This is a genomic window from Pseudomonas sp. NFPP12 (genome assembly GCF_900103205.1).
Taxonomy (GTDB): domain Bacteria; phylum Pseudomonadota; class Gammaproteobacteria; order Pseudomonadales; family Pseudomonadaceae; genus Aquipseudomonas; species Aquipseudomonas protegens.
Genome location: NZ_FMWW01000001.1, coordinates 1,601,482 through 1,621,473, shown reverse-complemented (window position 1 = coordinate 1,621,473; position 19,992 = coordinate 1,601,482). Strand labels below are relative to the sequence as shown.

The 19,992-nt window shown below is 65.1% G+C and carries 20 protein-coding genes; 7 read left to right on the top strand and 13 right to left on the bottom strand.

The window, feature by feature from the left end; all coding sequences use genetic code 11:
• Positions 1-178: 178 nt before the first annotated feature.
• The 4 genes from BLS75_RS07025 to BLS75_RS07010 all read right to left on the bottom strand — a co-directional run bounded on the left by BLS75_RS07025 (position 179) and on the right by BLS75_RS07010 (position 4,125).
• Positions 179-1,231: an NAD(P)-dependent alcohol dehydrogenase gene (locus BLS75_RS07025; RefSeq protein ID WP_042941187.1), complete on the bottom strand. Its 1,053-nt coding sequence runs from the start codon at positions 1,229-1,231 to the stop codon at positions 179-181.
• 213 nt (positions 1,232-1,444) lie between these two features.
• The gene (locus BLS75_RS07020) at positions 1,445-2,290 is read right to left on the bottom strand and encodes a CAP domain-containing protein (RefSeq protein WP_169893752.1); all 846 of its coding nucleotides are present in this window, start codon (positions 2,288-2,290) and stop codon (positions 1,445-1,447) included.
• A 100-nt stretch (positions 2,291-2,390) separates the two neighbouring features.
• The gene (locus tag BLS75_RS07015) at positions 2,391-3,086 is read right to left on the bottom strand and encodes a YwqG family protein (protein WP_072452362.1); all 696 of its coding nucleotides are present in this window, start codon (positions 3,084-3,086) and stop codon (positions 2,391-2,393) included.
• Between the two features lie 79 nt (positions 3,087-3,165).
• Positions 3,166-4,125, bottom strand: coding sequence for a GlxA family transcriptional regulator (locus tag BLS75_RS07010; RefSeq protein ID WP_072452361.1), 960 nt, complete (start codon positions 4,123-4,125; stop codon positions 3,166-3,168).
• A 98-nt stretch (positions 4,126-4,223) separates the two neighbouring features.
• Between BLS75_RS07010 and BLS75_RS07005 the strand changes: the two genes are divergently transcribed.
• The gene (locus tag BLS75_RS07005; protein ID WP_176876718.1) at positions 4,224-4,679 is read left to right on the top strand and encodes a tautomerase family protein; all 456 of its coding nucleotides are present in this window, start codon (positions 4,224-4,226) and stop codon (positions 4,677-4,679) included.
• A gap of 27 nt (positions 4,680-4,706) precedes the next feature.
• Here the strand turns inward: BLS75_RS07005 and BLS75_RS07000 are convergent, their stop codons facing one another.
• Positions 4,707-5,201 (bottom strand): PaaI family thioesterase, encoded by a 495-nt coding sequence (locus tag BLS75_RS07000; protein ID WP_011060723.1) that lies wholly within the window; start codon positions 5,199-5,201, stop codon positions 4,707-4,709.
• Positions 5,202-5,305: 104 nt separating this feature from the next.
• Positions 5,306-5,947, bottom strand: a complete 642-nt coding sequence (locus BLS75_RS06995) for a hypothetical protein (RefSeq protein WP_072452359.1) — start codon at positions 5,945-5,947, stop codon at positions 5,306-5,308.
• Between the two features lie 665 nt (positions 5,948-6,612).
• Between BLS75_RS06995 and mqo the strand changes: the two genes are divergently transcribed.
• From mqo to BLS75_RS06980, 3 genes are all read left to right on the top strand, one after another.
• Positions 6,613-8,250, top strand: a complete 1,638-nt coding sequence (mqo, locus tag BLS75_RS06990; protein WP_011060725.1) for a malate dehydrogenase (quinone) — start codon at positions 6,613-6,615, stop codon at positions 8,248-8,250.
• A 254-nt stretch (positions 8,251-8,504) separates the two neighbouring features.
• Positions 8,505-9,227 carry a GNAT family N-acetyltransferase gene (locus tag BLS75_RS06985; protein WP_072452358.1) on the top strand — a complete coding sequence of 241 codons (723 nt, stop codon included), beginning with the start codon at positions 8,505-8,507 and terminating at the stop codon, positions 9,225-9,227.
• Between the two features lie 67 nt (positions 9,228-9,294).
• A complete protein-coding gene (locus BLS75_RS06980) occupies positions 9,295-10,077 on the top strand; it encodes a DeoR/GlpR family DNA-binding transcription regulator (protein WP_072452357.1) in 783 nt (260 codons plus the stop codon).
• Positions 10,078-10,193: 116 nt separating this feature from the next.
• Here the strand turns inward: BLS75_RS06980 and BLS75_RS06975 are convergent, their stop codons facing one another.
• From BLS75_RS06975 to BLS75_RS06955, 5 genes are all read right to left on the bottom strand, one after another.
• Positions 10,194-10,991, bottom strand: a complete 798-nt coding sequence (locus BLS75_RS06975) for a nucleotidyltransferase domain-containing protein (RefSeq protein ID WP_072452356.1) — start codon at positions 10,989-10,991, stop codon at positions 10,194-10,196.
• A gap of 87 nt (positions 10,992-11,078) precedes the next feature.
• Positions 11,079-12,407, bottom strand: a complete 1,329-nt coding sequence (locus BLS75_RS06970; RefSeq protein ID WP_072452355.1) for an MFS transporter — start codon at positions 12,405-12,407, stop codon at positions 11,079-11,081.
• Between the two features lie 154 nt (positions 12,408-12,561).
• Positions 12,562-13,755, bottom strand: coding sequence for an L-2-hydroxyglutarate oxidase (gene lhgO, locus BLS75_RS06965; RefSeq protein WP_072452354.1), 1,194 nt, complete (start codon positions 13,753-13,755; stop codon positions 12,562-12,564).
• A gap of 115 nt (positions 13,756-13,870) precedes the next feature.
• Complete coding sequence (locus BLS75_RS06960) at positions 13,871-14,581, bottom strand: FadR/GntR family transcriptional regulator (protein WP_072452353.1); 711 nt, start codon at positions 14,579-14,581, stop codon at positions 13,871-13,873.
• 111 nt (positions 14,582-14,692) lie between these two features.
• A complete protein-coding gene (locus BLS75_RS06955) occupies positions 14,693-15,220 on the bottom strand; it encodes a GNAT family N-acetyltransferase (protein WP_072452352.1) in 528 nt (175 codons plus the stop codon).
• A 123-nt stretch (positions 15,221-15,343) separates the two neighbouring features.
• Between BLS75_RS06955 and BLS75_RS06950 the strand changes: the two genes are divergently transcribed.
• Positions 15,344-16,237 (top strand): LysR family transcriptional regulator, encoded by an 894-nt coding sequence (locus BLS75_RS06950; protein WP_072452351.1) that lies wholly within the window; start codon positions 15,344-15,346, stop codon positions 16,235-16,237.
• A gap of 4 nt (positions 16,238-16,241) precedes the next feature.
• Here BLS75_RS06950 and BLS75_RS06945 read toward each other — a convergent pair whose 3' ends face one another.
• Positions 16,242-16,856, bottom strand: coding sequence for a LysE family translocator (locus BLS75_RS06945; RefSeq protein WP_072452350.1), 615 nt, complete (start codon positions 16,854-16,856; stop codon positions 16,242-16,244).
• 123 nt (positions 16,857-16,979) lie between these two features.
• Positions 16,980-17,849 carry a LysR family transcriptional regulator gene (locus BLS75_RS06940; RefSeq protein ID WP_072452349.1) on the bottom strand — a complete coding sequence of 290 codons (870 nt, stop codon included), beginning with the start codon at positions 17,847-17,849 and terminating at the stop codon, positions 16,980-16,982.
• Positions 17,850-17,986: 137 nt separating this feature from the next.
• On the opposite strand from BLS75_RS06940, the gene BLS75_RS06935 reads away from it, so the two are divergent.
• The gene (locus BLS75_RS06935) at positions 17,987-19,045 is read left to right on the top strand and encodes an agmatine deiminase family protein (RefSeq protein ID WP_053150799.1); all 1,059 of its coding nucleotides are present in this window, start codon (positions 17,987-17,989) and stop codon (positions 19,043-19,045) included.
• On the top strand, positions 19,042-19,950 hold the full coding sequence (gene aguB, locus BLS75_RS06930) for an N-carbamoylputrescine amidase (protein WP_072452463.1): 909 nt from the start codon (positions 19,042-19,044) through the stop codon (positions 19,948-19,950). The genes BLS75_RS06935 and aguB overlap by 4 nt, the downstream gene beginning before the upstream one ends.
• Positions 19,951-19,992: the final 42 nt, after the last annotated feature.

The following is a 19,992-nucleotide window of genomic DNA, read 5'->3' as shown; positions in this document are numbered from 1 at the left end:
CTATCGAATGAAGGTCGGTCGCCCCCTCTGGTGCGTCGCGGCCCGGATGCGGGCAGCGGCGCGCCAGAGGGAGCGGTGTGACGGGTTATCGACACGGCGGTGCAAAGCAATAGGCAAGGGTGCCGTCATCGACCCTTCATTCACTTGCGAGCGTTTACTGCTGGTGCCAGGCCGGGTTTCAGGCGCCGCTGCCCAGGGACGCCATGTCGATCACGAAGCGGTAGCGCACATCGGCCCGTTCCATGCGTTCGAAGGCCTGGTTGATGTCCTGCATGGCGATCATTTCGCAGTCCGGGAGGATGTTCTTGCGCGCGCAGAAGTCGAGCATTTCCTGGGTCTGGGCAATGCCGCCGATGGGTGAACCGGCCAGCCGGCGCCGTCCCAGGAGCATGGGCAGGGTCAGTTGTTCGTCGATCGGCCCGACCTGGCCGACGATCACCAGGGTGCAGTCGATGTCCAGCAGGGGCATGTAGGGCGAGACGTCGTGGCGCACCGGAATGGTGTCGATGATCAGGTCGAAGCTCGACTGGGCGCGGGCCATGGCCTGCGGGTCGCTGGACACCAGCAGTGCATCGGCGCCCAGGGCCAGGGCGTCGGCGCGCTTGTCGGCGCTGCGGCTGAGGACCGTGACCTTGGCTCCCATGCCCACCGCCAGCTTGACCGCCATGTGCCCCAGGCCACCGAGGCCGATGACCCCGACCCGGCTGCCGGGCCCGACATTCCAGGTGCGCAGCGGCGAATAGGTGGTGATGCCGGCGCACAGCAGCGGCGCGGCCTTGGCTAGGTCCAGGCCCTCGGGCACCCGCAGGACGAATTCTTCGCGCACCACCAGGTGCTTGGAGTAGCCGCCGTAGGTCACCTCGCGGGTGATGCGGTCCAGGCCGTTGTAGGTCTGGGTATTGTGCTCGCGGCACATCTGTTCTTCGCCCTTGCGGCACTGGTCGCACACCTGGCAGGAGTCCACCATGCAGCCGACGGCGACGCTGTCGCCGACCTTGTACTGCTTGACCTCGGGGCCGACGGCGGTGACCCGGCCGACGATCTCGTGGCCCGGGACCATGGGGTAGCGGCTGGCGCCCCAGTCGTTGCGCGCCTGGTGCAGGTCGGAGTGGCAGACCCCGCAATAGAGGATTTCCATCGCCACATCGTTGGCGCGCAGGGCGCGACGCTGGAAGGTGAAAGGCGCCAGGGGAACCCCGGCGGACTGCGCTGCGTAACCGAAGGTTTGCATGATCAGCGTTCCTGTGTGAGGGAGAGCGAATGATCCGAAGGCAGGGCTACAAGCATAGAAGCCCCGGGCGCACCGTGAGGACGGCCGACCGATGGTTGTGCGGGCCAACCGGCCGCGCACCGCGCAGGCCGGGGCGAGTGAGTGTCGCTCCTTCGTTGTCCTGGGGCCCCGGTTGCTGCTTCAGGGCGTGGCAGCCACGCCCAGGCACTGGGCTCAGGGCGCGCCGAACATCGCGGTCCAGTAAATGCCGGCATCGCTTTTCGGGTCCACCGCGTAGGCCGCGCCCAGCTCGCTGTAGGCCGGGTTCATCAGGTTGGCGCAATGCCCGGGGCTGGCCAGCCAGCCGTCCACCACCTTGCGCACCGTGTCCTGGCCGGCGGCGATATTCTCGCCCACCTGCTGGCCGGCATAGCCTGCCAGTTCCGCGCGGTCACCCGGGGTGCGGCCGTCGTGGTCCTTGTGGTCGAAGTAGTTCTGGTTGGCCATGGCCCGGCTGTGTTCCTCGGCGGTGGTGCCCAGGGTGGCGTTCCAGGCCAGGGGCGCGGTGGCGGCAAAATCCTGGCCACCGCATTGCCGGGGCTGGCCGCGGGCACTGTTGATCTGCGCGAGCAGTTGCTGGCCCTCGGCCTGCCAGTCCCCCAGGCGCGCGGACAGCAGTGGTCGCGCGAGCACGATGCGCCACTGGTTGGCCTGGCGATTGACACCGATATCGACGAACTGCGGGTCCAGCACCACCTGGCAGAAGCTCTCGCGTACCGCCTGCATCGCTGCCTGGGCATCCCGGGGGCCGGAGAGGCTGATGGCCTGCACGTTGACCATGGGGTAGGCCGCCCGGGCCAGGGCCTGCTGCAGGTCACCGACGTTGTCCACCGGCAGGATCAGCCGTGGGTCGCCGGTCAGCGGCGGCAGCTCAGAGGAGGCCTGGTTGGCGCAGCGTTGCGGCTGGCTGCGGTAGGCGTTGATCGATTCGATCAGTTGCGACTGGTCGTCGGCGACGGCGCCGGTGGCCGCCAGCAAGCCCAGGGCCAGGGCTGTGGCGGGCAAGAACAGTGAGCGCATGGGCATGCAAGTCTCCCGGGAAATGGACAGCGCCCATGATGCACCCGGCGCCGGGGCATTTCATCCGCCGGTGGATGAAATCGGTGTTAGCCGCTGCGCCTCAATGGAAGTCGTAGTACAGCGCCCATTCGCCGCTGCCGGGGTGTTTCCAGAACATCAGGCTGCCGCCGTGCACCACGTTGAGTCCGATCTTGGCGTCGGAGGAAATCTGCATCACGAATTCGAAGCCGTCCCCGACATCGATTCCCGACTGGCAGAACGAGGGGTAGCCCCCGAGCTTGTGCTGGTAGCAATGGTTCACCAGGTCGTAGTAGCACTCGATCTGCCCGGAGTTTTCCAGTTCGAGGATTTCCCGCTCCAGGTCCTCCGGCACGCCACCGCCGTCCCACAGCGGAAAGTCCGCGGGCACTGCCTCGGGCTTGAGCGGGAAGGGCTTGAGAAAGGCCCCGGGGGCAGTCAGGTCCTTGCGCACCAGCACATCCTCGGCACGGTATTCGCGGATCAGCCAGCGCTCGCCCATGGGTTCCAGGGGCTCGGGAAAGGGGTTGGCGACGAACACCGTGAGCACCCGCACGCCTTCCAGCAGCGGGCTGTGGAAGGGCAGCGCCGGCAGATAGAACTGGGCGAACGGCAGCAGGGTTTCCCCGGCGCTGTTGCGCGGCAACTCTTCATCCTCGCGAAACAGAAAGACCCGGCCCAGCCAGCTTTCCTCGTCGCTGCCGGAGGGGCGAAAACCACCGGGAATCAATTGCAGCGCCGGCTTGGCCAGGCGGCGCTGGATTTCCTGAATGTCCATGGTCAGGGCAGGTGTCCTGTTCGAAAGAAAGGGAGCGGCAATGTATCAAAAGTCCTCTTGCCTGGGGACCGTGGTGGGCTCAACGCAATTGCCTTGGAGTGGCGTTGAGCAACTTGCGCATCAGCCGGCGCAGGGCCGTGGCGTCCTGGTATCCCACCTGTTCGGCCACGCGCTCCACCGAATATTTGCTGCTTTGCAACAGAGCCCTCGCCCGGTTCAGTTGCACATTCTGGATCAGGCGCAAGCTGCTGTGGCCGGTGACCTTGCGTATCTGGCGACCCAGGGTCCGTTCGGACATGCTGAACTGTGCAGCCAGTTCGCCGACGCTGGGCAGGTTTGGCAAGCCGGCTTCGATATGGGCAGTAAGCCGGCTGATCAGGGTGTTGCCCTGGGCCATCATTGCCGGTACCCGAAACGGCGCCTGCAATTGCCGCCGATCAATCAGCAGCGTCTGCCCCACCGCGTCTGCCAAGCTCGTGCCGAAACGGCTGCGCAGCAGATGCAGCATCAAATCCGATTGGCCAAATGCTGCTCCGGCGGTGGTTAGCGGAGGGTCGACCACAACCATCTGGTCCGGATCCACCTTGGTGTCGACGGCCCACTCTTGCAGCAGTGGCGCCAACCACCAGGAGGTCGTAACCCGGCGCCCGGGCAGGAGCCCGGCGGCCTGCAACAGGAAAACGGCGGAACAGGATGCCGCTACTTCGCCTCCGAGTTCCAGATGATCGCGCAATGCATCCAGCAACGGGGCAATGTCTGCTTGCAGCAGGCGCTGGGCGATGGCCTCGGGGGTGTCGATGCCCAGCCCCGGCACTATCCAGCAGGACCGATCATCGCCCCTGGCATCCAGGGCCTCGACCTCGAGCAGCAGGCCCTGGCCCAGGGCTACCTGGCCAGCCTGCAAGGCACAAACCCGCCAGCGCGGAGCCCCGAGCCCCAGGCGTGGGGCCAGCAGCGCGGCGCTGGAAAGCATGTCCAGGGTCAGGGCGACGCTGGAGGCAAAGGAACCGGGTAGGAGCAAGACGGTGAAATCGTTCATTGGCGGATTATGCATGAAAGATGTCGAATCGGTCGCTGTTGGCCAGGGATGAGCACAGGCTCAATAGCCGCTCCTTTTCTGTGTAAGTGGTGATGCCGATGCCTAATATTCTGATCAAGATCCCCCAGGGCGCTTTCGATGCCCGGCAGCGTGCCAAGGTCCTGCAAGAGGTTACCCAAGTGGCCCTGACGGTGGAGCAAATAGGTGATGACCCCCGTCAGCGGGCGTTGTGCTGGGTACTGCTGGAAGAGCTGGCGCCGGGCTTCTGGAGTTGTGGCGGTGCCGACTCCAGTGCCCAGGCGGTTCCTTGCATGGTCCGGGTCAAGGTCCCGGCGGGCGTGCTCGATGCTGCCCAGCGCCAGGCCTATGTCGAGGGCTTGCATCAGGCGCTGGCCGCCTGTCTGGCAGAGGACGATCCGCGAATGCTGATGACCTCGATCCTGCTGGATGACGTGGCTGATGGCACCTGGGGGGCCAACGGTTCGTTGTGGCGGCTGGCGGATTTTGCCCGAGCGGCGGGCTATCGGCACCTGCCCCACCTGCATGGGCGATAGTTCCGACCGCCTTCCCAGGCCCCCGGCTCAGGCGTCTCTACCGTGAGCCGCTGCCGCGAGCTGGCTGGTATCGACCCGCACGAAGACCGAATCGCCAATGGCGGTCAGCACATCGCCGGCATACACCTCGCAGATCACCTGGCTCTTGCGGCCTACTTCACCCTCGACCCTGGCACGCAGGGTCAGGGGCACGCCCATGGGGGTGGGCTTGATGAACTTGATGCCCAGGTTGCCGGTGACGCAGTCGATGCGTGGCAGGCTGCCGGGCTCGCGCTGTTCGTTGCGGTAGTGGTAGGCCATGGCGGTCCAGTTGGAGTGGCAGTCCACCAGCATGGCGATCAGGCCGCCGTAGACCAGGTCCGGCCAGCCGCAGTACTTGGCGTCGGGCAGGTGCTCGGCCACCACGTGCACACCGTCCTCGTGCCAGTGGCTCTTGATGTGCAGGCCGTGATGGTTGCTGCTGCCGCAGCCGAAGCACACGCCTTCGGGGGCGGTGGTGTCTTGCAGTGAGGTCGGGTGCATGGTCGTTCCTTGTTGTTCTTGGGGGTGCGGCGCCGGGTGCTTTCCCGGCGTTGCAGCGCAGCATCCTATCCAATTTGCCTGAACGATCGAAGGCCGGATTGCAGCTAGCTGGGGTAGTGCATGGTCAGCACGGCCCAGCGCAGGTTCTCGACCCCGGGTACTTCGCCAATATCGCGGGAGGCGTGTTCGACCCAGCCGGTGTATTCCTCGACCGCTTTCAGATGCTTTGTCCATTTATCCTCTGTGAAGCCGACGCCGAAGATGATCACGCTGCCGCTGGCGACCTTTTCTTCCTTGGCCTTCAGGCGTGTCATGTACCAGTAGTCGTCCGATGCCGAGACGAACAACTTGCCTTGGTTGGCGTTGGCAAAGGGCGCCTTGAGTTCGATGAAGTGGAAGCGCCGCTTGTCTGCATCGCGGATCCACAGGTCACATTGCTTATGGTGAATGTCCATGTCGGACCAGCGCTGGTCCAGGGCGACCTTGTATTCCACGCCAACGTCGCCGAGCCAGCCGTCGCGTGGCCCGGCCAACCCCCGGTGCTGGATCAGCCAGAAATAGAATTCGAACTTCAGCCAGCCCTCGAAACCATTGCCGAGCACGCTGAGGGCCGAGGGAAGGTGCGGGCGCTCCTGTTCCCAGGACTTCAGGAACGCGCGGAACTCTGTTGCAACACTGTCGATACCTTGCATGGCCGTCCTTTGCAGTAAATGGGTGAAGGTGGTGTTGTGGCGCGGTGCCATCATGCATCAAGGTCGCCTCTTGGCGAAGGCGCATTTGCCGCTGTGAATGAGGGGCGGCCAGCGTCGTTGTGACGCATTGATTGCGGCAGGTGTCGTACAGCGTCGAGGTTTTCCCGGGCGGGCGGCTCGTGGCTCCGGCCAAGACAGGCTGATGCCGTAATGATATTCTTGCGCTGAATCGGTTCATCGTTTGTGCAGAAATACCTTACCCGTGCTTAGCTTCAAGTGGCCTGTTCGGGTCCCTTGCAAGGCTGTGGGAGTGTCTGCACGACCCCGCCGAATGTAATGCCAGGCAGTGTTCGTTTACCTCTTTGGTTGAACCCGACCCCTAATTTCCTGTTGGCCCCCGCAGTTGCGGGCGTCATTCTTGTTCGTCCGGCAGTTTGCGGCGCGCAAGGTCGGGCAGGGGGAAACTGCCTGTTGGTTGCGTCCCGTGACGTGCCCTGAGAAACACTGTCACTCAAGTAGCTGAAGCCAAGAACGACAAGAAGTCAGCGCCGGAGCGATATAAAACTGAGGTCGAGCCTGTCTCGTCGGCCTTGTGTGCCCACCCTCCAGTTCTTTTGAATGTGTTGGTCCAGGACCTGCGAAATGACTGTTTCGCAATCACCGGAGTACGCAGGATCGAGGATGGGGCGGCGGATGGCGTTCTATCGTAGGTACTCAGAATGTTTAAGAAAGTGAACACGGCCCTGATCGGGCTGGCGATGTCGATAGGCCTCACGACCGCGCACGCGGCTGAGCCGAAGAAAGTGGATGTGCTGCTGATCGGTGGCGGCATCATGAGTTCGACCCTCGGGGTCTGGCTCAATGAGCTGCAGCCGGATTGGTCGATGGAGATGGTCGAGCGCCTGGACGGCGTCGCAGAAGAAAGCTCCAACGGCTGGAACAACGCCGGTACCGGCCACTCCGCTTTGGCCGAGCTGAACTACACGCCGGAAGGCAAGGACGGCAAGATCGAGATCGCCAAGGCCATCGAGATCAACGAAGCGTTCCAGATTTCCCGGCAGTTCTGGTCCTGGCAGGTCAAGAACGGCGTCCTGAAGAACCCGCGTTCGTTCATCAACTCCACCCCGCACATGAGCTTCGTCTGGGGCGATGACAACATCAAGTTCCTCAAGGCCCGCTACGAGGCCCTGCAGGCCAGCCCGCTGTTCAGCGGCATGCAGTACTCCGAAGACGCCGAGCAGATCAAGAAGTGGGTTCCACTGATGATGGAAGGTCGTGACCCGGCGCAGAAGATCGCTGCGACCTGGACCCCGATCGGCACCGACGTCAACTTCGGCGAGATCACTCGCCAGTTCGTTGCCCACCTGCAGGCTCAGCCCAACTTCGCGCTGAAACTGTCCAGCGAAGTGCAGGAAATCGAGCGCAATAAAGACGGCTCGTGGCGCGTGACCTACAAGAACCTCAAGGACGGTTCGAAAACCGAGACCGACGCCAAGTTCGTGTTCATCGGCGCCGGCGGCGGTGCCCTGCACCTGCTGCAGAAGTCGGGCATTCCTGAAGCCAACGAATACGCCGGCTTCCCGGTGGGTGGCTCGTTCCTGGTGACCGACAACGCCAGCGTGGCCGAGCAGCACCTGGCCAAGGCCTACGGCAAGGCTTCGGTCGGCGCGCCACCGATGTCGGTTCCGCACCTGGACACTCGTGTGCTGGACGGCAAGCGGGTGATCCTGTTTGGCCCATTCGCTACCTTCTCCACCAAGTTCCTCAAGGAAGGTTCGTACTTCGACCTGCTGACCAGCACCACCACCCACAACTTCTGGCCGATGACCAAGGTGGGCATCGAGCAGTACCCGCTGGTGGAATACCTGGCCGGCCAGCTGATGCTGTCGGATGACGACCGCTTCGCCGCGCTGAAGGAATACTTCCCCAACGCCAAGCAGGAAGACTGGCGCCTGTGGCAGGCCGGCCAGCGCGTGCAGATCATCAAGCGTGACGAAGAGAAGGGCGGCGTGCTGAAACTGGGCACCGAGATCGTGGCCTCCGAAGACGGCAGCATCGCCGGCCTGCTGGGCGCGTCCCCAGGTGCTTCGACCGCCGCGCCGATCATGCTCAGCGTGCTGCAGAAAGTCTTCAAGGACCAGGTCGCGACCCCGGCCTGGCAGGAGAAGCTCAAGCAGATCGTGCCGAGCTACGGTACGGCCCTGAACGACAGCCCTGAGCGTGTGGCCAAAGAATGGGCCTACACCGCTGAAGTGCTGCAACTGACCCCGCCACCGCCGGTCAAGGGCGCGGCGCCTCAAGCTCCGGCCAGCCTGGCCAAGCCAGAGAGCAACCCAGCGGCCGACATGGCGCTGTAAGCCCTCGCCCCGCCCGCGTTCGTCGGGCGGGGTACCGCGGATGCCCCGGTGCATCCGCATCCTGTGCCGGTTGCGGACATGGCCCCGCCATAGCCGCAGCCCGCCAGTCTCTTGCTCCCGATCCCATTCGCGCTCTTTCGCCGATGCACGCGCCCGATGCGCTGCCCGGTTGTGCGCCTGTGTCACCCGCGCCGGGTTATCATGGCGCGCCCGCCGTAGCCGGGCATGCCCCAATCCTCGGAGTCACCGCCTCGATGTCCAGCATCACCCTGTTCCAAGCCCCGCCGCCCGAAGCCATCCAGAGCCAGATCCAGCAGATGGTGGTGGACTACATCACCGACGTCAGCGCGGTGGCCATCGCCCCGAGCAACCCGCTGTACAACCTGTACCAGTACGGCGTCGGCTATGAGGTGCACCTGTACCTGCAGGCCATGGACGGTTCCCGGGGGATTGCGGTGGAGCTGGTGGTGGCCACCGATCCGCAGGCCCCGGACCAGGTGCTGGGTTTCACCCTGTACCTGCCGGTCAAGGACGATCCCCAGGCCTGCGCCGTGGCGTACATGGCGGTGCTGCAAGGCCACCGGCGCCAGGGCATTGCCCGGCAGATGCTGCAAGCCATGCTGGCGCGTTACCCCCATGCGGAACTTGCCTGCAACATGGCCAAGGTGGGGTGTTTCGAGGCCCTGGGCTTCCAGCTGCTGGGCGCCCGCGGCCCGCAGGTGCTGATGAACACCCGGGACCACGGCAGCGACGGCCTGCTGGCGGTGCTGGATGTGGCGCCGATCTACCAGTCGGTGGAAGTGCGGCAGATCCACACCTACCTGCTGGCCCAGCACGGGCGCAAGGCCATGCTGGAAGCGGAGAAAAAGCGCGACCGGCAACTGGACCAGATGACCCGCCAGGCCCAGGCGCTGGTGCGCGAGCGCCTCGGGGAAGCAGCCTTGTACCGCTCACGGGCGCCGCAGCTGATCAACTGATCGGGTTGCTTGTTTTTGCCCGAGTGTCTGTGTAGCTTGGCGAAAACACGTAATAACGGGCATAAACATGCAAAGTCAACACCCGCCAGCCGAGCTGCCATCCTTGCGTCGGCAAAAAATCCTTCTGCTGCTGGAGCGCGACGGCAAGGTCATGGCCGCCGAACTGAGCCGGCATTTCGCGGTGTCCGAAGACACCATCCGTCGCGACCTGGCGGAGCTGGATGCCGTCGGCCTGGTGCAGCGGGTCCATGGTGGCGCGCTGCCGCGGCCCAAGGACAGCGGCAAGGACTACTTCACCCGAGTCGGCGAAACCAGTGAGGCGAAACTGCGCCTGGCGCAATATGCCGTGCAATGGGTGCAGGACGGCCAGACGGTGCTGTTCGATTCCGGCTCCACCACCCTGCACATCGCCCAGTCGCTGCCGGCGGGCATCAGCCTGACCGCGGTCACCGCCTCGCCGATGATTGCCGTGGCCCTGGCCGAGCACCCCAAGGTCAGGGTGATTCTCGCCGGTGGCCAGCTCAACCCGGCAACCCTGTCCGCCAGCGGCCATGAAGCACTGCGCATGATCCAGGGGATCAAGGCCGACCTGATGTTCACCGGGGTCTGCGCGATCCACCCGGAGATCGGCATCAGCTCCCTGCATTTCGACGAGGTGCCGATCAAGCAGGCAATGTTCGACAGTGCCAGCGAGGTCATCGCGGTGACCACCGCCGACAAGCTCGGCGCCATGGAACCCTTCGTCGTGGTGCCATGCAACCGCTTGCACCGGCTGGTGACCGAGCAGGAGGCGCCGGGTGTGGACATCGAAGGTTATCGGCAGTTGGGGATCGAGGTGCTGCAGGTCTGATCCGGCAGCGACCCCCGTTCCGGCGCCGTTTGCAGTAGATGGGGCAGCGCCTCGTGGGGTTGAGCCGTTTAGAAGCCCTGGTGCAGCCGTTGCCGGGGGCGGTGCAATTGCAAGGGTCAATTCCTGGATGGCGGCGGGGCCAGTGCCTGGCTCATCCACTGCGCCATCTGCCGCAAGCGGTCGCTGAAACCGGCGCCGGCGGGGGCCGTTGCCTCGGCGGCCTGGCGAAACACGTCGATGGGGCCTGCCATTTCCGGGTAGTGCTGCACAAACAGCCGCACATGCTCATCCAGGCTCTGGGGCCAGCTCGGCTCCTGCTCCTGGCGCAGCAGGTTGGTGGCGCGAACGAGTTTGCGCGAGGCCTGCCGTTGCAGCCGGAGGACTTCGGCGGGCATCTGTTCGCGGTCGATGCGCTCGGCGTAGTCGTCCAGCACTGCGAGAAAGTCACCGTTCACCGCCAGGGCAATCTCCCGGCTGGGCCTGAAAGGTGCAAAGCGCGAGCGCAGGTCTTCGCCCCAGAGGCAGCGGCAATGGTGCTTGAGCCAATAGCCCCAGCTGTCGAGGTTCCGCGTTTCCAGCACCTGGTTGAGGTCGCCGATATCGAAATCGATCTTCGACACCAGCGGGTGGCGCGCTTGCAGGGCCTGGCGCAGGTTTTCCAGATGCAGGCACGCGGCCGGGGCGGCGGGATCTCGCAGGATCAGGCACAGGTCCAGGTCGGAAGCTCCAGGCCGGGCGGCGCCACGGGCGACGCTGCCGTACAGGTACAGGCTATGCAGCGGCGGGCTGGCGGGAGTGGTGAGGGCGGCGCACAGCTCGTCGAGCAGGGCTCGGTACTCGGGCTGCAGGGGTGGTTCGGCAGGAAGGGCGATCAAGCCGTCGGCATCGACGCCGAATGCGCTATCGGTTGACATGGGGTGGCCTGTGATGCGGGTTCAGCGGCCACCTTAGCAAAGTCTGCCAGGGCCGTTGGAGCGGCCCGGGCAGGGTTGGGTCCAGCCTCAGTTCTTGAAGGCCGAGTGCTTGCGGCCCTGGTCAAGGAGGGCGAACACCACCACCAGCACCGCGGCGACGGCGAGAATGATCACCACGCCGTCGGTGGAGTGGGTGGCCGAGGCCGTCACCAGGGACAGAGCGCCCAGCGGCGCCAGGCCACCGGCGATGGCGGTGCCAATCTCGCGCCCGGTGCCGAAACCCGAAGAGCGGGTCGCGGTGGGGAACTGGCGGCTGAGGAAGGAGCCCTGGGGGGCGAACATCATCGGCGCCAGAATACCGGTACCGACGCCGATGGCGATGTAGATCATCAGGCTCTCACCGGTGTTGAGCAGGGCCAGGAAGGGGTAGGCGAACAGCACCGAGAACAGCCCGCCGAGGATCAGCACGGTCTTGCTGCTCCACTTGTCGCAGAGCCAGCCGAAGAACGGCACGGCGACGATGGCGATCAGGCTGGCGATGGTCACTGACAGCGAAGTGACGTGCACATCGACGTTCTTGTACTGGGTCAGGTAGGCCAGGGAGAAGGTCTTGAAGATGTAGCTCAGGGCGTTGTAGCCCACCGCCACGAAGAACACCACGGCCAGGCCCTTGAGGTCGTTCTTGAACAGCGCCTTGAGCGGCGAGGCCTTGGCTTTCTGGCTTTCCTTGCTCAGTTCCTTGAACTCCGGGGTTTCCGGAATGCTGTTGCGCACCCACAGGCCGACGGCCACCAGGACGATGCTGCAGACGAACGGAATGCGCCAGCCGCCGGCCAGCAGGAACTCGTTGCCGTTGATGGTCAGCAGGTAGATGGTCAGCGACGACAGCAGCAGGCCCAGGTTCAGCCCCAGCGCCGGCCAGGCGCCCTGGCTGCCGCGCTTGCCCTCGCTGGCGTGTTCATAGGAGGTGACCGCCGCGCCGGACAGTTCGGCGCCGGCGCCCAGGCCCTGGATGATGCGGATTGCCACCAGCAGGATCGGCGCCCAGATGCCGATCGATGCGTAGCTGGGGATCAGGCCGATCAGCGCGGTGCACACGCCCATCAGGCAGAAGGTCAGCACCAGTACCTGCTTGCGGCCGAACTTGTCCCCCAGGTAGCCGAACAGGATGCCGCCGAAGGGGCGGGCGATAAAGCCGATGGCAAAGGTCGAGAAGGCCATCAGGGTGGCGCTTTTCGGGTTGCTGTTATCGAAGAAGATCTTCGAGAAGACGATGGCCGCCATGGTGGCGTAGAGGTAGAAGTCGTACCACTCCAGCATCGAACCGAAGATGGTGGCCGCCGCGACCTTGCGCAGGCGTTTCTTGGTTTGCTGTGGGGTTTCCGCTGCAGTAATGCTGGTTTCAACTGCGGTCATATCCGTACATCCTCATGAATCATTGTATTTATTGTCGAGTTGACGCGAGCCTTGCGCGCCGCACCCTAAAGGGCGGCCGAGGGGTATTGCGGCGACACGCGGCCCGCTTGGCAGTGCCGGGGCACTGCGCTGCAAGGCGATGGCGCGGGGTGTTTCAGGCGGCCTGGAAAATCCGGTCGGCAATCATCGAGCCAATGGGAATCGCCGAGGTGGCGGCGGGCGAGGGCGCGTTGCACACGTGCAACATGCGCGGGGTTTCGGCGAACAGGAAATCGTGCACCAGGCTGCCGTCGCGCATCACCGCCTGGGCGCGGATCCCCGCCTCATAAGGCAGCAGGTCTTCCACTTGCAGGGAAGGGCAGTACTTGCGGCACTGCTCCAGGTAGCCGGACTTGAACAGCGAGTTCTTCATCTCGGTGGTGCCGGAGCCGAGGTTCTGCCAGATGGTTTTCCAGAAGCCGGGGAAGCTGGCGTACTGCGCCACGTCGCGCCAGTTGATGGAGAACTTCCTGTAGTTCTCCCGACCCAGGCCCAGGACCGCGTTGGGGCCGACGGTAACGCTGCCGTCGATCATGCGGGTCAGGTGCACCCCGAGGAACGGCAGCTCCGGATCGGGGATCGGGTAGATCAAGTGATTGACGATGTTGTTCTTCGACGCCGGCAGGCGGAAGTACTCTCCGCGGAAGGGGATGATCTGGTGGTCGATCTTCACCCCGGCCATCACCGCCAGGCGATCCGATTGCAGGCCGGCGCAGGCCACCAGCTTCTTCGCCCGCCAGCTGCCGCCATGGCTGCTGACGGTGACACTGTCGGCGTGCTCCTGGATCGCGGTGACGGTCTGGCTCAGGCAGATCTCGCCGCCCTCGCGGCGAATCACCCGGGCCATGGTGTCGCAGACTTCGCGGTAGTCGACGATGCCGGTGGCGTCGAGGAACAGCCCGCCAAGGCCCACGATATTCGGTTCGCGCTGGCGCAGTTGCTCGGCGTCCAGGCGCTCCACCTTCAGGCCGTTCTGTTGCGAGCGCTGATACAGGGCCTCCATGCGCTGCACTTCCAGGGCGTTGGACGCCACCAGCACCTTGCCGCAGACCTCGAACTTGATCCCGTGCTCGCTGCAGAACTGCTTGGTGGCCTCGGCGCCACGCTTGCACAGGTCGGCCTTGAGGCTGCCCGGGGCGTAGTAGATGCCGGCGTGGATCACCCCGCTGTTGTGACCGGTCTGGTGCTTGGCCAGGACGTTTTCCTTTTCCAGGATGACCAGCGAAGCGCCGGGCTGACGCTTGAGGATCTCCATCGCCGTAGCCAGGCCGACGATGCCGCCGCCGATGATGCAAAAGTCGTAAATCATTGTTCTTGGGTACCTTGGATTCAATGCGTTTCGGTCTGGTTATCAGGTTGTCAGACTAACTAATCCGACAAAAAACCGCAGGCCGTGGCATGCGGCTCAAAGCGTGAAGCTGGGGTCAATCGATAGTCGGCAGTTCCAGGCCCAGGCGCTGGGCCGAAGCCCGTAAGTGGGCGTCGGCGCAACCGGCGGCGGCTTGGCGATCGCCAGCGGCAATCGCCTGGTACAGCGCCTGGTGTTCCTGGGTGGCATCGGCGGAACCGCCTGCCATGCGCAGCGCCGAGTTCTCCCAGGCGGCCTTGCGGGCGCTGGTCAGCTGGCTGCGCAGAAAATCATGGAAGGCCACGAAATAGTCGTTCTTGCTGGCCTCGGCGATGGCCCGATGGAACTCCACATCGGCCAGCCCCGCGGCTTCGAAATCACTGCGCTTGTCGTGCATTTCCTGCAACGCGCCCTGCATCCGTTGCAGGTCGGCGGCGTCGCGGCGCTGGGCGGCGATCGACGCGGCCTGGGTTTCGATCCACAAACGCATCTCGAACATCTGCGCCAGGTCCGGCAGGCGGCCATCGCCCTGGGGGAAACGGAACACGGTGCCGGCGGGGGTCTTGGAAATGTACGAACCCAGGCCACGCCGGGCGATCAGTACGCCGTCGGCCTTGAGCTGGGCGATGGCCTCGCGAATCACCGAGCGGCTGACGTTCAACTGCTCGGCCAGTTGCTGCTCGGTCGGCAGGCGCGATTCGGGGGCCAGGCGGCCGGAGTCAATCTCGGTGCGGATCGCATTGACCACGCGCACAACGAGAGAGTCGGGTCGCTGGAGTTCAAGCATGGGAGGGTAAAGCCTTGGTAGTCAGGTTGTCAGACAATAGCCGTTGGGAATTTTCGCTGTCAAGAAAAACCCACGCCAGGCAGGCGTAGGCGGGGTCCCACAAAGCCGCACTCAGGCCGTCAGGGGGCAGCTGAAAATCAGGTCGTCGAAGTCTTCGCCACCCCTGCGGAAGGCCCCTTCGTCACGTTGCTGGAAGACGAAACCGCATCGCTCCAGAACCTGGCAGGACGCAGCATTGCCGTCGGTGACCGTGGCCACCAGGCGCTTGATCCCCAGGCTGTGGCGGGCGTATTGCATCAGCGTGCGCAGGGATTCCGTGGCCAGGCCCTTGCCTTGATGACCGGGGGCCAGCAGGTAGCCGACCTCGGCTTCGGCGCCGGGCCGGTCGCTGACTCGCAGGCCGGTGAAGCCCAGCTCCTCGCCGCTGTGGCGATCGCGGATCACCAGGCACAGCCAGTGGTCGCAATCCATGTCCCAATGGGGCAGGCGCGATGTGAAACGCTCCTCGATCTGCATCCGGGAGAGCGGATCGCAGACATAGCGCAGGTTTTCCGGGTCGCTGTGCAGGGCCAGGAACAGCTCCCAGTCACGGGCGTTCAGGGGGCGCAGGTTCAGGCGAGGGGTGTGCAATTCCAGCATGGGGGATCCCGATCCGTGGGCAGGAAAGATTTTGGGCACTTTACAGGAGAAAAGTCTGACCGCTGCGCTGCTTATTTCGCCTAAGATCCCGGGCCTGGGTTTTCAGGGATAGGGCAGGTAAGCGTGAACTGGGACGATCTGCGGTTTTTCATTGCCGTCGCCAATGCCAGCAACATCACCGACGCCGGGCAGGCGCTGAAGGTGTCGGCCTCGACGGTCTCGCGCAAGATCCTGGTGCTGGAGCAGGCCTTGAGCAGCGTGCTGTTCCTCAAGACCACCCAGGGCTATTTCCTCACCGAAGCCGGCCAGGCCCTACTGCCCATGGCCCTGGAGATCGAGGAGCGCTTGCGCCTGATGGAACGCCAGTTGTCCCGGCCAGGCGCGCGCATGGCCGGGGTGGTGCGCATCGAATGCCCGGAGTTGATGGGCAGCCACCTGATCATTCCCGCACTGGCGCAGTTTCGCTTGCAGCATCCGCAGATCAGCTTCGATTTCGTCAATGCGGCGCGCTCGGTCAAGCTCACCCAGAGCCACAGCGACCTGCTGCTGCGCCTGCAACGACCGGAAGCCGGCAACTTCACCCTGCGCCGGGTCGGCGAGTTGACCCAGGCGCTGTTCTGTTCCCCAGGTTATGCCGCGGCCCATGGCTGCCCCGAGAAGCCTTCGGAGCTGCGCCAGCATTCGCTGATCGGCTGGAACCAGACCCTGGCCCACATGCCCCTGGCCCGCTGGCTGGACCAGCTCAGCGGCGATCAGCCGTTGTGGATGCGCACCGGCAACCTGGAGGCGCAGCTCAAGGCGGTGCAGGCGGGCCTGGGGATTGCCGCCTTGCCGGCCTATATCGCAGAACCCCTGGGCCTGCACCGGGTGTTGCCCCAGGCTCCGGCCCACCGCGCGGATATCTGGCTGCTGCGCAACCTGGCGACCCAGGGCCAGGAGCGGGTCGAGCGGGTGGCGGAATTTCTCTGCGATCTGCTGGCGCGCCAGGGCTTGCAAGGTGAGGGCCAGGCCGGCTGACGCGTTAGGCGCCACGCAGCAATAGCCACCCGGCCACCGCCATCAGCAGCAAGCCGAACAGCGCATTCTGTGCCAGCAGCAGGCGCGGGCGGTCGCGCATCAGCCGCTGCAGGCTTGAGCCCAGGCTGGCCCACAGCAGGTGGCCGAGCAGGTTCACCGCGACCAGCGCGGCGCTGAGTGCCAGCACCACGGCACTGCCCGCATCGGCGCCCGAGCTGAAGGTGGAGAACATGACCAGCAGCATCACCAGACCTTGCACATTGCCCAGTTGCAGCATCACACCATCACGAAACTGCAGGGCTTCACTCTGCTCGCCAGGCTTGCGCAATGGCCGCAGCAGCAGGCGCAGGCCCAGCCAGAAAATGTACAGGCTGCCCGCTACCCGCAGCCCCCCGAGCAACCCTGGGTACGCCGCCAGGCTGTGATACAGCCCCAACCCCACCAGTAGCGCCAGGAGCAGGTAGGTCAGGTCCAGCCCGCAGATGAAGCGCAGGGAACGCCGCACGCCGCTGCGGGCGCCGGAGCTGGCCACCATCAGGTTGCCGGGGCCGGCGCTCAGGGCCATGGGCAGCATGGTGGACAGCCACAGCGGCCAGTTGATGTCGTGGATCGGGGGCACGGGCGGCTCCTGGAAGGCAGTGCGGATTGCACCGGCGCCAGCTTAAGGCGCCGCCATGCGTGGGGTTAGGGGCAGAAATGGAAAGCGGTTTTGCATCGCTCCAGTCCTTGTCGGGCGGGCGCCTCAAGCTTCGGCCGAACCCTTCAGCGCAGCCTGTAGCCACTGCGAGAAACTGCGGGTCAGCGGGCTGCTTTCACTGTCGCGGTGAATCAGCCAGGCCCAGGTCGGGCCGCGCACGCTCTGTTCGCACAAAGGGCTCAGCAAGCCCTGGCTCCGGGCCTGCTGGCTCAGCAGCTGGCTGACCAGGGCAATGCCGTGGCCGGCGCAGGCGGCGTCCAGCAGCAGGCTCGGGTCGGAAAAGTTCAGGCCGTTGCTGCGTTGACCAATGTCGCTGCCGCCTTCCACCAGCCAGTGGCTCCAGTCCATTTCCCGCTCGCCATGCAAGGTGGTGCGCAGTGCTTCGGGTTGCGCCAGCACGCTGGGGTGGCAGGCGGGGTAGAGGCGGTCGCTGTACAGCTCCAGGTAGCTGCATTCGGCCTGGGCGCTGAGGTCGTCGCGCAAGGTCAGGTCGATGGTCTGGGTGCTCATGTCCGGTGGCTCGAAGCTGGTGAACAGCCACAGGTCCACCTCCGGGTGCAGGCGATGGAATTCCCCCAGCCGCGGCAACAGCCAGTGGCGGGCAAAGGCCGGGCTGGTATTGACCACCAGCTGGTTGGGCTTGCGGTACTGCTCCAGGCGTCGGACGCCCACCGCCAGTTGCTGCAATAGCGACTGGGTGGTGCTGCGCAGGTCGTGCCCGGCGTCGGTGAGGGTCACACTGCGGCCGCTGCGATGGAACAGCGGCTGTTCGAGGAAGGTTTCCAGGCTGCGGATCTGCTGGCTGATGGCCGATTGGGTGAGGTGCAGTTCCTGCGCCGCCTGGTGAAAACTGCCCAGGCGCGCGGCGGCTTCGAAGCCTCGCAGGGCATTCAGGGGTGGCCAGTGTTTGAGCATGATTGATAAGCCTGGCTAATCAGATGTGCGCTAAATCTATCGTTTGTTGGCGGTTTTTCAAAGCCATAGCATGGGCGCTGTGTTTCAACCTTGTTGGTTGATTGATAACAAAACCTTACTTGAGAGGTGCAGGGCCCATGCAAGGCAATGACAGGCAGGACAGTGGCTGGCGGATGCCCGCCGAGTGGGCGCCCCACGCGGCGACCTGGATGGTCTGGCCCCACAACCGGGGGTTGTGGGAATCGGTATGGGGCGTGACCCTGGCCGAGGTGCAGGCAGACTTCGCCCGGGTGGCCAATGCCATCGCCGGTTTCGAACCGGTGAAACTGGTGGTCGATCCCGCTGCCCTGGACAGTGCCCGACGCCTGTGTGGCGCCAATGTCGAGCTGGTCCCCCAGGCGGTGGACGACAGCTGGTGCCGGGATTCCGGCCCGAGTTTCATCTGCCATCCGCAGCAGGGGCTGGCCGGGGTCAGCTGGCGCTTCAACGCCTGGGGCGACAAGTCCGAGCACAGCCTGGACCGCAGCCTGGCCCGGCGCCTACTGGACCAGTTGGGGCTGCCTTGCTTCGGCACGCCCCTGGCCAACGAAGGCGGGGCCATCCATGTGGACGGCGAGGGCACCCTGATCACCACCGAATCAGTGCTGCTCAACCCCAACCGCAATCCGGGCCTGGGCAAGGCCGAGATCGAGGCGATCTTCCAGCGCCTGCTGGGTGTGCAGAAGATCATCTGGCTGCCGGGGGATCCGGACCACGTGACCGGGGACATGACCGACGGCCATGTCGACGGGGTCTGTGCCTTTGCCCGCCCCGGGGTGCTGCTGGTGGATGCCACCCATGACCGGGGCTCGGTGTACGCCGAAGTGGTGCGCGAGAACCGTCGTGCCCTGGAGCTGGCGCGGGATGCCCGCGGGCGCGCCTTCGAGCTGATCGAGCTGTTCGAGGCCAGTGCCGCGGTGGACCACCGGGCCGAGGTGTTCTGCGCCTCCTACACCAACTTCTACCTGGCCAATGGCGCGGTGATCATGCCGGCCTACGGCATCGCCGCCGACCAGCAAGCGGCCCAGGTGCTGGCTCGGGCCTTCCCCGACCGGCAGGTGGTGCCGGTGCGGATCAACCATCTGGCCCACGGCGGCGGTGGCGTGCATTGCATCACCCAGCAGCAACCTCAATGGCCAACGAGGGCCCAGGCATGAACCCATTGACCGTCGCAACCACCCAGATGCCCTGCACCTGGGACCTGCCGGGCAACCTCGAGCGCGCCGAACAGCTGGTGCGCGAAGCGGCAGCCCGGGGCGCCCAGGTGATCCTCCTGCAAGAGCTGTTCGCCACCCCGTACTTCTGCATCGAACAGCAGCACCGGCACCTGGCCCTGGCCGAGGACTACCCCGCGAGCCGGGTGCTCCAGCGTTTCGCCGCCCTGGCCCGGGAGCTGGGTGTGGTGCTGCCCCTGAGCTGGTTCGAAAGGGCCGGTACGGCCTATTTCAATTCCCTGAGCGTCGCCGATGCCGACGGCCGCTTGCTGGGGGTGTACCGCAAGACCCACATTCCCAACGCCGTGGGTTATCAGGAGAAGGAGTACTTCAGCCCCGGCGATACCGGTTTCAAGGTCTGGGACAGCGCTTTCGGCCGCCTGGGCATCGGCATCTGCTGGGACCAGTGGTTCCCCGAGACCGCCCGCTGCCTGGCGCTGCAAGGCGCCGAGGTCTTGCTGTTTCCCACCGCCATCGGCAGCGAACCGGGCAGCGCCGGGCTGGATTCCCGGGATCACTGGCAGATGACCATGCGCGGGCACGCGGCGGCCAACCTGCTGCCGGTAGTGGCGGCCAACCGGGTCGGCCGTGAAGTGGCTACCGGTGACCCGGCGTTGCACATGGATTTCTACGGCTCATCGTTCATCTGCGACCACAAGGGCCGGCTGCTGGCCGAGGCCGATCGTGACAGCACAGGGGTCTTGCTGCAGCGCCTGGACCTGGCCGCCATGGCCGAGGAGCGTCGCACCTGGGGCATCTTCCGCGACCGTCGCCCGGAGATGTACGGGCCGCTGCTGAGCCTGGACGGCCAACACCTTCACCCACGCTGGACCCCCCGGGAGGCATGACATGCAGACCACAGGCAAACGCTGGAAACGCCGCTGCGCGGG